Genomic DNA, 12,887 nt, shown 5'->3' on the forward strand with positions numbered 1-12,887 from the left:
GAAGCTCAGAGGAAAATTCACTCATTCGCCGCCTCGGCCGCCTTGATGTCCAGCAGCCCGTAGCCAAAATCATTGTCGCGCCCCTTTGGGCCGAGATCCTTGGCGGTGGCTGCCAGCGCTTTCTCGATGTCGTCGGCCGAGCGGCCAGGCGAAGCATGGAGGAGATTGGCGATGGCGCCGCTGAGGATCGCCGCGGCGAAAGAGGTGCCGGTAACGACATCCGAGCCGGCGCCGCTTGGCGCCACCATCTCGACGCCGGGCGCCGAGATGAAGACATAGGCGCCGCGATTGGCCTGCGGCATCAGAGCGTCCTTGGCGTCGGTCGCGGTCACCGCGATGACGCCGTCGAAGGCGGCCGGGTAGCCATAGGGTGCTTTCGGTCCGTTGTTGCCGGCGGCGGCGACCAGCACCATGCCGAGCGCGCGGGCATTGCGGCAGGCGGCGCCGAGCAGGTCGTTCTTCGGTCCGACGAAGCTCATATTGATGATGCTGACATTCTGTTCCGCCGCCCAGTCGAGCGCCGACAGGATGACATCCATGGTCGACTTGCCGCCTTCGAAGGCGCGGGCGTGGTAGATCCTGGCGCCCGGCGCCATGCCTTCCAGGGCGCCGACGCCGGCGATCAGCCCGTCGATCGAGGTGCCATGATCACGCTTTTCGACCGGCACGTCGGGCATGGCGTCGAACTGCGCGGCGATGACACCGGCCAGCGCCGGATTGCTGTCGTCGATGCCGGTATCGATGACGGCAACGCGGACGTTTTGGCCGCTCGCCTGTTTGGCATCGAGCGCGATGCGGTCAAAGGCATAGTTGACGATGCCGGCGGCCTGCTGCAGCGAATAGATGTGGTTGGGCTCGCGCCGCTGCGTGCGGCCGTCGGCGGCAAGTTGGGCCAGCACGACGCCGACGGGACGACCGTCGGGAATGCCGAAGCGTACCAAAGTGGTGCCGAGCAGGCGTGACTGGCGCTGCGAGCGCACTTCGAGGCCGAAGGAGGCGGCGATCTGCTGCACGGCGCCGGCATCGCCGTCAACCGTCACCAGCACCTCGTCGGGCACAAACTCGCCGGCCACGGCGCGCGGCGGCTGGACGGCGACGAGATCGGTCGGCGAGACGATCGGCCCGCCGGCCGGCGGGCCGGCCTGATTGTTACCGGGCGGCGTGACCGGCTCCGGCTGCGGCGTCGGCACCGGTGCCGGAGGCGCGACCGGATTGGGAAACAGGTCGACGATCAGGGCGGGAAGAAAGACGGCGGCCGCCTGGTCAGGACCCGCACCGCCGGCATTGTCGCTGGCGCTGCCGTCCTTGGCGCAGTCGGCGCCGGCCGCGTTGCTGCCGTTTCGGCAGTCGGTTTTCGTCTGGTCGCCCTTGGCGGCATTGGTCTGTGCCGACGCAGGCACGGCGGCGATTGTCATCGCCGCCGCCAGGATCGCCGCAAATCGAAGGGCCGCCTCAGCCGCCATTAACCGGTTTCCTTCCCTCGATCACAGTGTCGGCGAATGGCTGGGCGGCAATAAGGCTGAGCTGCTTGGCATAGTCGGCTGCGTTGGCGGCGGGAATGCCGATCCGGAACACGCTGTCCGCGGTCGGTCCACCGATGACCTTCAGCCCGTTGCTGCCGAGGAATGCCGAAATGTCCGACATCTTCGCATCCGGTTTGAACTTGACCAGGGCGAACGGCATTTTCGCCAGGTCGTCTTGCGCGCCGGCGATTTCGAAATCCTTGCCCTTGCCGCCGGGCTGCACCAGGGACTGCACCGCGATCAGCAAAAGCAGGACCGCGGCCGCCGCCCAGGCGACGCCGACGGGCACCGCCATGAAGCGGGCCCAGGCATGCGCCAGCCAGGACGAACCTGCTGGCTTGCGCGCGGGTCCGGCCTCGGCGTCGAGTGCCTTGGCGAAGCGGCTGAGCGCGTCGGCGGGCGGGCGGATGGCTTCATTGGCCGCCGATGTGCCGGAGAATTCGGCTTCGGCCTCGCCAAGGGCTGCCATCGCCGCCGGATCGGTCGCCAGCCACTCCTCGACGGCTTCGAGGTCGGAACCTTCCAGCGAGCCGTTCAGGTAGAACGGCAGCAGCGTTTCCATTTCGTCGCGGCGCGACATTTTTTCAGCGGCGCTCATGGCCACCCCCTGTCGTAACCGGCGGCCTTGAGGGCCTCGCCGAGTTTCTTGCGGGCGTAGAACATCCGGGTCTTGACCGTCGCGACCGGGATGGCGAGCACCTCGCCGATCTCGGTTACCGACTGTCCGTGATAATAGGCAAGGTCGATCACCGTGCGGTGTTCTTCGGGCAAGGCGTCGATAAAGCGGCGCAAGGCGGCGGCCTTGTCCTCTTTCATGGTGACGACCTCCGGCGTGTCGGCGCTGTCCGGCACCGCGGCGGCCGCCTCGTCGTCGATCCAGTCTTCCTTCTTCTTGCGCAGCAGCGACAGCGCCTTGAACCGGGCGATGCCGAGCAGCCATGTCGAGACTTCGGAACGCCCCTCGAAGCCTGGCGCCTGGCGCCACAGCTCAAGGAACACCTCGTTCGCGATATCGTCAGCCATCATTTCCGATCCCGTCTGGCGCGCCACGAAGCGGTAGACCCGCGCGTGGTGACGCATGAACAGGAGCCGCACGGCGGCACGGTCGCCCTTCGCGACCCGGTCGACGAGCGCGCGATCTGTCTCCGTCGCTGCCGTCATGGCCGGTCGAGCCGCCTGGCTCCTGTCTGCTCTGTCGCCGGTCGGTCCAAAAAGGTTCATCCTCCGCCAAGGAATTTGCGGAGGCTAACTGAAGAACGGGGCGGTTGCCAGTAGGGACGCCTTTCCTTCCCCCCCTTGTGGGGGAAGGTGGATCGGCGCGCAGCGCCGAGACGGATGAGGGGTGCTCCAGCGGAGTGAGACGTTGGCTTTTCCCGGAACACCCCTCATCCGACCTCGCTTCGCGAGGCCACCTTCTCCCGCAAGGGGAGAAGGAAAGGCGACCCGCTCAACCCAAGAAAGGCTTCGCCTTCATCGTCGCCGGTACCGGCACGCCGAGCCGGCTCAGCACCGTCGGCGCCAGCTGCAGCTGGTCGAGCAGCGTATCGGCTTCAGGCCCTTGGCCTTGTCCGAAATAATACAGCGCGAAATCCTGCATCTCGTCATCATGGCCGCCATGGTGGCCGCGGTCGGTCTGGCCATGGTCGGCGGTGACCATCACCTCGTAGCCGGCCGCGATCCAGCCCGGCAGGAAGGCGGCCAGCATGCCGTCCATCGCGTAGACGGCATGGTCCATCTCGTGGCAGTCATGGCCGAAGCGATGGCCCATGGAGTCCAGCGTGCAGGTGTGCAGGATGCCGTAGTCGATGCCGTGGCGTTTGGTCAGCATGGTCAGCGTCGCGAACAAATCGACGTCGCTCGGCGTCATCTGGTTGCGGGCGTTGTAGCCGGTCATGGTGTGGAAGCGGCCATGCGTGATCGGCCCACCCGGCTCGTCATACTCCATGTCCTCGACCAGGTCGAACGGGTGGGAGCGGAAGAATTCCGACCAGTAGGAGTGGGTGACCGCCCCGGTCCTGCCGCCGGCCTTGCTGACTTCGGAGAAGATGTCGGGCTGCCCGACGCGGAACCGATTCTCATTGGAAAGGATGCCATGCACCTGCGGCGACACGCCGGTGTGGATCGAGGCATAGCAGCAGGCCGAGGTCGACGGCAGCACCGAGCGCATCTTCCAGACCCGCGCTTCACCCGATTGCACCCAGCCTTCGAGATTGCCCATCAGCCGGCGCCAGTTGCGATAGGGAACGCCGTCGAGGATGATCAGCAGAAGCTTGGATTTGAGCGCCATGGGCTGCTCCATGATGTCTGGCTGTTGAAACGGGAACGCCGCGTGCCGTTTCTGGCACACGGCGTTCTTGTATGTAAATCAGACGGGGCACGTGAATCAGACAGGCAGGGTCCGGCTAAGCGTTGAGCCAGCACTCACCAAGCGCGTAGCCATCCATCATCTCGCCGATCGGGCTCTTGGCAAAACCGCCGATCTTGTTGGTAGTCGCGGCATCGATGAACTGGTTGAAGAACGGCACGATCAGGCCGCCCTCGTCGCGCATCAGGACCGCCATGTCGTGGTAGATCGCCTTGCGCTTGGCGTGGTCGAGCTCGCCGCGCGCCGCAAGCAGCATCTTGTCGAATTCCGGCCGCTTGAAGCGCGTGTCGTTCCAGTCGGCGGTCGAGACGTAGCCGGTGGAATACATCTGGTCCTGCGTGGCGCGCCCGCCCCAGTAGGAGAGCGAGAAGGGCTGCTTGTTCCAGACTTCCGACCAGTAGCCGTCGCCGGGCTCGCGCTTGATCTCGATCTTGATGCCGGCCTTGGCGCAGGACTGCTGATAGAGCTGGGCGGCGTCGACGGCGCCGGGGAAGGCGACATCGGAAGTGCGCAGCAGGATCGAGCCGCTGTGGCCCGACTTCTTGTAGAGAGCGGCCGCCTTCTCCGGATCGAACTTGCGCTGTTCGATGTCGGTCGAAAACAGCGGGTAGGCTTCGTTGATCGGGAAGTCGTTGCCGACCGAGCCATAGCCGCGCAGGATCTTCGTCAGCATTTCCTCGCGGTCCATGGCGAGTTTCAGCGCCATGCGCAGGTCGTTGTTGTCGAAGGGCGCGGTGTCGCAGAACATGTTGAACGGGTAGTAGCCCTTGCCCGACACGTTCTCGATGCTGACGCCGGGGATGCGCTTGACCAGGTCGACGACCTTGGGCTCGACGCGGTTGATCATGTGCACCTGGCCGCCCTGCAGCGCCGCAAGCCGCGCGGTGGCGTCATTGATGACGACGATCTCGATCTGGTCGGCATGGCCCATCTTGTCGCCTTGCCAGTAATTGGCGAAGCGCTCGCCGCCATGGCGCACGCCGGGCTGGTTGACGGTGACCTTGTAGGGACCGGCGCTGATGCCGGCATTGGGATTGTCCTTGCCGCCATTCGGCTGGATGACGAGGTGGTAGTCGGCCATCAGATAGGGGAAATCGGCGTCGGCATCGCCGAGCGTGACGATGACTTCCTTGCCGCTTGCCTTGACGCCCTTGATGTTCTTGAGGATGCCGAGCGCACCGGATTTGGACTTCTCGTCGGCATGGCGCTCGATGGTGGCGGCGATGTCTTCGGCGGTGACGGTCTTGCCGTTGTGGAACTCGATGCCGTCGCGCACCTTGATCGTCCAGGTCTTGGCATCCTTGGATGCGCCGATCTCCTGCGCGATCATATTGGTCAGGCTGTTGTCGGGCATCAGCCGGACCAGATATTCGCCCCACTGCTTGCCGAAGCTGAAGGTGACCTGGCTGAGGTTCAGCGCGGGGTCGAGGCTGTTGGTCGACTCGCCGCCCTGCAGGCCGGCCTTGAGGATGCCGCCCTTGACCGGCGTCTGTGCGAAGGCTTTCCCGGCCAGCGTCGTTGCCAGCGCCGCCGACACACCCAGTGCCGCCGTGCGGCCAAGGAAGTCGCGCCGCGATATCCGGCCCTGGCCGGCGAGATCGGCGAGATGGTCGAGTTCCGTCTTCATGTTCCTACCCCCTGTTGAAAACAACGTCACGGGCAGCGCCCGTCCGCAAGGACGTGTGGCGCTTTCGTGTTGCATCTGGATGACGACAGCCGCCCGACCAGCAGGTCGCTAGTTCCCCGCGCTGGCCATGCGCCGCCCCTTGATCGCCTTTTCCAGCCAGCCGATCTCCATCTCCGGAACCGACGACAGGAGAAGGTCGGTATAGGCATCGAAGGGCGGCGTCAGAACCTTGCTCTTCGAGCCGTAGCGAACCACTTCGCCGCGATACATCACCGCGATCGAATCGGCGATCGACTTCACCGTCGCCAGATCGTGGGTGATGAAGAGATAGGCGACCTTTTCATGCTGCTGCAGGTTGAGCAGCAGCTTGAGGATGCCGTTGGCCACCAGCGGATCGAGCGCCGAGGTCACCTCGTCGCAGATGATCAGCTTCGGCTTGGCGGCGAGCGAACGGGCGATGCAGACGCGCTGCTTCTGGCCGCCGGACAGCTCGGCCGGATAGCGGTCGACGAAGCCCTTGCCCATCTCGATCTCGTCAAGCAGCTCGGCGACGCGCTTGTCGCGTTCCCTGCCGCGCATGCCGAAATAGAATTCGAGCGGCCGGCCGATGATAGTGCCGACGGTCTGGCGCGGGTTCATCGCCACGTCGGCCATCTGGTAGATCATCTGCAACTGGCGCAGATCTTCCTTCGGCCGGTCGGCAAGCCGGTTGGCGAGCGGGCGCCCATCGAAGGTGACGGTGCCTTGTTCGGGCGGCAAAAGTCCGGTGATGGCGCGCGCCAGCGTCGACTTGCCGGAGCCGGATTCGCCGACCACGGCCAGCGTCTGGCCGGGGTAGATGTCGACCGAGACGTTCTTCAGCACCTTGACGTGGCCGCCGCCATAGGCGGCGGTGACGTTCTTCACCGACAGGAACGGCGTGGCGCCGGGGTTCTGCTCCTGGTGCTCGATCTCATGCACCGAGACCAGCGCGTTGGTGTATTCCTGGCGCGGCTCCTTGATGATCTGCCTTGTACCGCCCCATTCGACCAGCCTGCCATGGCGCAGCACCATGATCTCGTCGGAGACCTGGGCGACGACGGCAAGGTCGTGGGTGATGTAGAGCGCCGCCACATGGGTGTCGCGGATGGCATCCTTGATCGCCGACAGCACGTCGATCTGCGTCGTCACGTCGAGCGCCGTTGTCGGCTCGTCGAAGACGATCAGGTCGGGTTCCGAGCACAGCGCCATTGCCGTCATGACGCGCTGAAGCTGGCCGCCCGAGACCTGGTGCGGAAAGCGTTCGCCGATGGTTTCAGGGTTCGGCAGGCTGAGCTTCTTGAACAGCGCGACGGCGCGCTTCTCGGCTTCGGCGCGTGTCGCCGTGCCATGCAGCAGCGTGGCTTCCACCACCTGGTCCATCAGCCGGTGCGCCGGGTTGAAGGCGGCCGCCGCCGACTGCGCGACATAGCAGACCTCGCGGCCGCGCAGTTTGCGGAAACCTTCCTTGCCGCCCTTCAGGATGTCGCGGCCGTTGAGGATCACCTCGCCGCCGGTGATGCGCACGCCGCCGCGGCCATAGCCCATCGACGACAGGCCGATGGTCGACTTGCCGGCGCCAGATTCGCCGATCAGGCCCAGCACCTTGCCCTTTTCCAGCGTCAGCGAGACATCGTGCACCAGCACGATGTTCTTTGGCGCCTCGCCGGGCGGGTAGACCGTGGCCTCGATGCGCAGATTCCTGATATCGAGCAGCACGCCGGGCTTCGCTTTGCTGTCGGCCATCACCCGCGTCCTCCCTTCAGGCTTGTCGTGCGGTTGAGAATCCAGTCGGCGACAAGGTTGACCGAGATGGCGAGCGCGGCGATCGCCCCCGCCGGAATGAGTGCTGCGGCGATGCCGAAGACGATGCCGTCCTTGTTTTCCTTGACCATGCCGCCCCAGTCGGCGTCCGGCGGTTGCACGCCAAGGCCGAGGAAGGACAGCGTCGACAGGAACAGGACAGCATAGATGAAGCGCAGGCCGAGTTCCGAAACCAGCGGCGACAGCGCATTGGGCAGGATTTCGCGGAAGATGATCCAGGCGCTGCCTTCGCCGCGCAGTTTTGCCGCCTCGACATAATCCATGACGTTGATGTCGACGGCGACCGCGCGCGACAGGCGGTAGACGCGGGTCGAGTCGAGAATGCCCATGACCAGGATCAGCGTTACCAGGTTTGTCGGCAGCACGGAGAGCACGACCAGGCCCATGATCAGGGTCGGGATCGACATCAGCAGGTCGACGAGGCGCGACAGGATCGTGTCGAACCAGCCGCCGAACACCGCCGCCGAGAAACCGAGTATGGCGCCGAGCGAGAAGGACAGCGCGGTGGCCAGCACGGCGATGAACAGGGTGATGCGGGCGCCGTAGATCATGCGCGACAAGAGATCGCGGCCGAGATTGTCGGTGCCGAGCCAATGCGCGGCCGACATTGGTTCCCAGACGTCGCCGACGATCTCGGCATTGTCGTGCGGCGAGATCCACGGTGCCAAGATCGCCGCCAGTACGAACAGGGCGGTCAGCACCAGGCCGATCAGGGCGGGGATGGGAATGCGTCTTATATCGAGCATGCCCGCCCCCTCACTTTGGATGTCGCAGACGCGGATTGGCGACGATCGCCGCAATGTCCGCGATGATGTTGAGGCTGATGTAGACGGCGGCAAAGATCAGGCCGACCGCCTGCACGACCGGCACGTCGCGCTTGGTGACGTGGTCCACCAGATATTGCCCCATGCCGGGATAGACGAAGATCACCTCGACCACGACGACGCCGACGATGAGATAGGCGAGGTTGAGCATGACGACGTTGATGATCGGCGCGATGGCGTTCGGGAAGGCATGCTTGCGGATGACGGCAAAGGCCGAGAGCCCCTTGAGCTCCGCCGTCTCGACATAGGCCGACTGCATGACGTTGAGGATCGCGGCTCGGGTCATGCGCATCATGTGGGCCAGCACCACCAGCGTCAGGGCCGTCGCCGGCAGCGCGATGGCCTGCATGCGCTCGCCAAAGGGCATGCCGTCATAGACGGTCGAGATGGCGGGAAAGATCTGCCATTTCACCGCGAAGAAATAGACCAGGAGATAGCCGATGAAGAATTCCGGGAAGGAGGTCGAGGCGAGCGCCAGCCCGGAGATCAGCTTGTCGACCCAGCCATTGCGGTAGCGCACGGCGATCAGGCCGAGGATGATCGCCAGCGGTACGGCCACGACCGCCGCCCAGAAGGCCAGGAACAGCGTGTTCCACAGCCGGCCCTTGATCGAGGTGGCGATATCCTGGCCGCTCGACATGGCAGTGCCGAGGTCGCCGGTCAGCACGCCGCCGAGCCAGTGGAAATACCTGACATAGGCCGGGTCGTTGAGGCCGAGCTGTTCGCGCAGATTGGCGAGCGACTCCGGCGTCGCCGATTGTCCCAGAATGGCTTGCGCGACGTCGCCGGGCAGGATTTGCGTGCCGGCGAAGATCAGGACCGAAATGGCCAGCAGAAGGAGGATGCCCAGCGCGACGCGCTGGGCAATTAGCTTCAGGATGGGTGAGGACATCTCCGCAAAGCCGGACTCAGGCCTGCAGCCAGCACTTCGCCAGGGCGTAGCCGTTCATCAGTTCCTGGTGCGGATCGTCCACCCAGCCATCGACCTTGGCGCCGGTGGCGTCGATGAACTGGTTGAACATCGGCAGGATCAAGCCGCCTTCGTCGCGCACCATGACGGCCATGTCGTGGTACATCTGCTTGCGCTTGGCCTCGTCGAGCTCGGCGCGCGCCGCCAGCACCATCTTGTCGAAGTCCGGGCGCTTGAAACGCGTGTCGTTCCAGTCGGCGGTCGACAGATAGGCGGTCGAGTACATCTGGTCCTGCGTCGAGCGTCCGCCCCAGTAGGAGGCGCAGAAGGGCTGCTTGTTCCAGACCTCATTCCAGTAGCCGTCGCCGGGCTCGCGCTTGAGCTCGATCTTGATGCCGGCCTTGGCCGCGCTCTGCTGGAAGAGCTGCGAGGCATCGACCGCGCCGGGGAAGGCGACGTCCGAAGTCCTCAGCAGAACAGTGCCATCATGGCCGGACTTCTTATAGTGGAACTTGGCCTTGTCGGGATCGTACTTGCGCTGCTCGATTTCGGTGAACAGCGGATAGGACGCGTTGATCGGGAAGTCGTTGCCGAGCGAGCCATAGCCGCGCAGCACCTTGGTCAGCATCTCTTCGCGGTCAATGGCGAGCTTCAGCGCCATGCGCAGGTCGTTGTTGTCGAAGGGCGCCGTGTTGCAATGCATGATGAAGACATAGTGGCCCGGACCCGCATGGTTGCGGATGGTCACGCCGGGCACGCGCTTGATCAGGTCGACGATCTTCGGCTCGACGCGGTTGATCATGTTGACCTGGCCGCCCTGCAGGGCCGCCGTGCGCGCCGTCGCATCGTTGATGACGATGACTTCGATCTGGTCGGCATGGCCCATCTTGTCGCCCTGCCAGTAATTGGCGAAACGCTCGCCGCCATGGCGCACGCCGGGCTCGTTGGTCTTGACCACATACGGGCCGGCCGAAATGCCGGCATCGGGCTTGTCCTTGCCGCCATTCGGCTGGACGATCAGGTGATAGTCGCTGAGCAGGTAGGGAAGGTCGGCATTGGCCTCCTTCAGCGTCAGCACCACTTCCTTGCCGCTGGCCTTGATGGTCGCGATACCCTTCATGTAGCCGAGCGCGCCGGATTTCGACTTCTCGTCCGAGTGGCGCTCCAGCGTGGCGGCCACGTCCTCGGCGGTCACGGTCTTGCCGTTGTGGAATTCGACGCCGTCGCGGATTTTCAGGGTCCAGGTCTTCGCGTCGTCGGACGAGCCGATCTCTTCGGCAATGCGGTTCTCGAGCTTGCCGTCCGGCGACAGTTCGACGATCATTTCGCCCCAGCACTTGCCGAAGGCGAACGGCACCTGCGTCATCATCAGCGCCGGATCGAGGCTGTTGGTGGATTCACCGCCGACCAGGCCGGCCTTCAGCGTGCCGCCCTTGACCGGGCCTGCCGCGCGCGCAGCACTTGAAAGCAGCGAATTGGCGAAGGGTGCGGCAATGCCGAGCGCTGCCGCGCGACCGAGAAAATCACGACGGCTCAGCTTGCCCGCTGCGACACGCCGGCTAAGGAATTCCAGTTCGTTCGACATTTTGAGTTCCTCACTCTGTTGGTTCGACTCTACGGTCGATTTTTGTTGTTAATTCTCCCTGAATAATGAGGGTAAGCCAATGCCGTAAGCAAGACCGAATGCGACATGCCGTGGCGTAAATCGTACGTCGCATTTGGACCAAGGGTGTCGGCGCTCAAACAAGCGCGCGCGGGATTTTCTCCTCGAAATTGCGCTTGAAGACGATTTTTTCACCCTCATAGGCCTCGATTCTGGCGCTGACGATGAAGTTTTGTGCGTCCGATCGCATCTCGGCCCATGTCTCGGTACGCACCGACCATCCATTTCGCGACAGTGTCTGCGTCCAGTGTGTTTTCCCCGAGGCCGACAATGGATTGTCAGGATGGATAGCCCAGGTCTCGCGGGCGATGCTGCCATTGACCAGGCCGTGGTCGAGATCACGCACCGCGCCGAAATCATCCGCGATGGAAAGCGTGACGATTCCGGTCTTTTCGTCGCGATCGACATGGCGCTCGGAGTTGGCGGCACGGATCGTCTCGGTCGCCCAGGGCGTGGCACCTTCCGGCTCGGCGAACGTCGCTTCGTCGCCTTTTGCCAGCGGGCGTAGCGGCAAGGCAAGTGTCGCCGCCGACAAGCTCAGCTGCACCGGCTCCGGCGACGGCCAGATCATGGGCCAATAGGCGTTCGACACGGCGATGCGCAGGCGGTGGCCGGCCGGTACGCGGTAGGCGCATTGATCGAGCACGACGCGCGCCGACACGGTCTCGCCCGGCACCAGGGCCTGCGGGAATTGGTGCGAGTCGCGATGCGTCAAATTGAGCACGCCATAGGAGATCAGTTCGGAAGCGCCGTCGGGATGCACGTCGCACAGCCGCACCGCGATGTTGGCCTGCGGGCGATCGGAGGAGAGAGTGACTTGGACTTCCGGCGCGCCGACAATATCGATGGCCTCGGTGAGCTCCGGCTGGTCGAAACAGACAGACAAGGCATCGTCGGGACGCTGGTCGCCCGGCAATTCCGGGCCGAAGGTGAACGGGAAATATTCGCCGCCGGCCAGCCCGCAATTCTGCGGCGAGGCGACGATGGCCGGTTTGCTCCCCTTGGGCAGCAGTTCGATGGCCTGGGTCTTGATCGCGGGTGACGGCCATTGTTGCTCGGCCACCCAACGGCCGGGCCGCTCGGGATGCCAGCGCGCCGGGCGCACGCTGTCCATCACATAGGCGCGGTAGGCGGGATCGTCCTCGACGCCGGTCTCGGCGCCCTTCAGCCAGTGGTCCCACCAGCGCAGCGCTTCCTGCAGGAAGCCGATGGCCGGCTGGGGTCCGGCATAGTGCGGGTATTTGTGGATCCAGGGGCCGACAATGCCCTTGACCGGCGCTTCGATGTTGGTGACGAGGTGCGAGATCGTGTTGCGGTAGCCGTCATGCCAGCCGCCGATCGACAGCACGGCGGCCTTGACGGCCGAAAAATCCTCGCAGATCGAGCCGCGCTTCCAATAGGCGTCGCGGTGCTGGTGGCTGAGCCACAGCGGCAAAAGGAAGGGCTGGTTCTCCAGCCGGGTCAGCCACAGATCGCGCCATCTGTTGTCGCCGGCGATCAGCGGGTCCGGCGGCCGCGACGAGTAGGAGAGCATAGTCGAGGCCCAGCCGAAATTCTCGATCAGCAGGCAGCCGCCCTTGTAGTGGATGTCGTCGGCGTAGCGGTCGACGGTCGAGCACAGGCTGATCACCGCCTTCAGCGCCGGCGGCTGCTTGGCCGCAACCTGCAGGCAGTTGAAGCCACCCCAGGAGATGCCCATCATGCCGACATTGCCGTTGCACCAGGGCTGGGCCGCCGCCCAGGCGATGACGTGGCAGGCATCCTGCAACTCCTGTTCGGAATATTCGTCGTCCATCAGCCCTTCGGAATCGCCATTGCCGCGCATGTCGACGCGGATCGAGGCGTAGCCGTGGCCGGCGAAATAGGGATGCGTCAGCTGATCGCGAAAGATGGTGCCATCGCGCTTGCGGTAGGGCAAATGCTCGAGAATGACAGGCACTGGTTCGTCGCCGGCATCCTCCGGCATCCACACCCGCGCCGATAGCCGGCAGCCATCCGGCATGACGATGCCCATATCGGGGAATTCGACGACCTTGCGGGGAAATTCGGTGATGGTTTTCATGGGTGCGCATAACGCCCCGCGGCGCGGCAAGTTTCAATCGCCATTCGCGACTGGAGCAGCGAATTATGCGA

General features: G+C 64.5%; 10 protein-coding genes. All 10 read right to left on the minus strand.

Annotation, left to right across the window (positions count from 1 at the left end; translation table 11 throughout):
- Positions 1-17 precede the first annotated feature (17 nt).
- A complete protein-coding gene (locus ACLGL5_RS08725) occupies positions 18-1,463 on the minus strand; it encodes a S8 family serine peptidase (RefSeq protein WP_069090794.1) in 1,446 nt (481 codons plus the stop codon).
- Positions 1,453-2,121: an anti-sigma factor gene (locus ACLGL5_RS08730; RefSeq protein WP_083246914.1), complete on the minus strand. Its 669-nt coding sequence runs from the start codon at positions 2,119-2,121 to the stop codon at positions 1,453-1,455. The genes ACLGL5_RS08725 and ACLGL5_RS08730 overlap by 11 nt, the downstream gene beginning before the upstream one ends.
- Positions 2,118-2,684 carry a sigma-70 family RNA polymerase sigma factor gene (locus ACLGL5_RS08735; RefSeq protein ID WP_038651547.1) on the minus strand — a complete coding sequence of 189 codons (567 nt, stop codon included), beginning with the start codon at positions 2,682-2,684 and terminating at the stop codon, positions 2,118-2,120. Before ACLGL5_RS08735 ends, ACLGL5_RS08730 begins: the two co-directional genes overlap by 4 nt.
- A gap of 286 nt (positions 2,685-2,970) precedes the next feature.
- Positions 2,971-3,810, minus strand: coding sequence for an alkaline phosphatase family protein (locus ACLGL5_RS08740; protein WP_038653702.1), 840 nt, complete (start codon positions 3,808-3,810; stop codon positions 2,971-2,973).
- 115 nt (positions 3,811-3,925) lie between these two features.
- The gene (locus tag ACLGL5_RS08745) at positions 3,926-5,515 is read right to left on the minus strand and encodes an ABC transporter substrate-binding protein (protein ID WP_069090796.1); all 1,590 of its coding nucleotides are present in this window, start codon (positions 5,513-5,515) and stop codon (positions 3,926-3,928) included.
- Positions 5,516-5,623: 108 nt separating this feature from the next.
- Positions 5,624-7,279: an ABC transporter ATP-binding protein gene (locus ACLGL5_RS08750; protein WP_020629117.1), complete on the minus strand. Its 1,656-nt coding sequence runs from the start codon at positions 7,277-7,279 to the stop codon at positions 5,624-5,626.
- Positions 7,279-8,103: an ABC transporter permease gene (locus ACLGL5_RS08755; RefSeq protein WP_019862711.1), complete on the minus strand. Its 825-nt coding sequence runs from the start codon at positions 8,101-8,103 to the stop codon at positions 7,279-7,281. Before ACLGL5_RS08755 ends, ACLGL5_RS08750 begins: the two co-directional genes overlap by 1 nt.
- A gap of 10 nt (positions 8,104-8,113) precedes the next feature.
- Positions 8,114-9,073 (minus strand): ABC transporter permease, encoded by a 960-nt coding sequence (locus ACLGL5_RS08760; RefSeq protein ID WP_019862712.1) that lies wholly within the window; start codon positions 9,071-9,073, stop codon positions 8,114-8,116.
- Positions 9,074-9,089: 16 nt separating this feature from the next.
- On the minus strand, positions 9,090-10,676 hold the full coding sequence (locus ACLGL5_RS08765) for an ABC transporter substrate-binding protein (RefSeq protein WP_019862713.1): 1,587 nt from the start codon (positions 10,674-10,676) through the stop codon (positions 9,090-9,092).
- Between the two features lie 154 nt (positions 10,677-10,830).
- Positions 10,831-12,816 carry a CocE/NonD family hydrolase gene (locus ACLGL5_RS08770; RefSeq protein WP_069090797.1) on the minus strand — a complete coding sequence of 662 codons (1,986 nt, stop codon included), beginning with the start codon at positions 12,814-12,816 and terminating at the stop codon, positions 10,831-10,833.
- Positions 12,817-12,887 lie beyond the last annotated feature (71 nt).

The sequence above is a fragment of the Mesorhizobium sp. U510 genome, assembly GCF_059180695.1.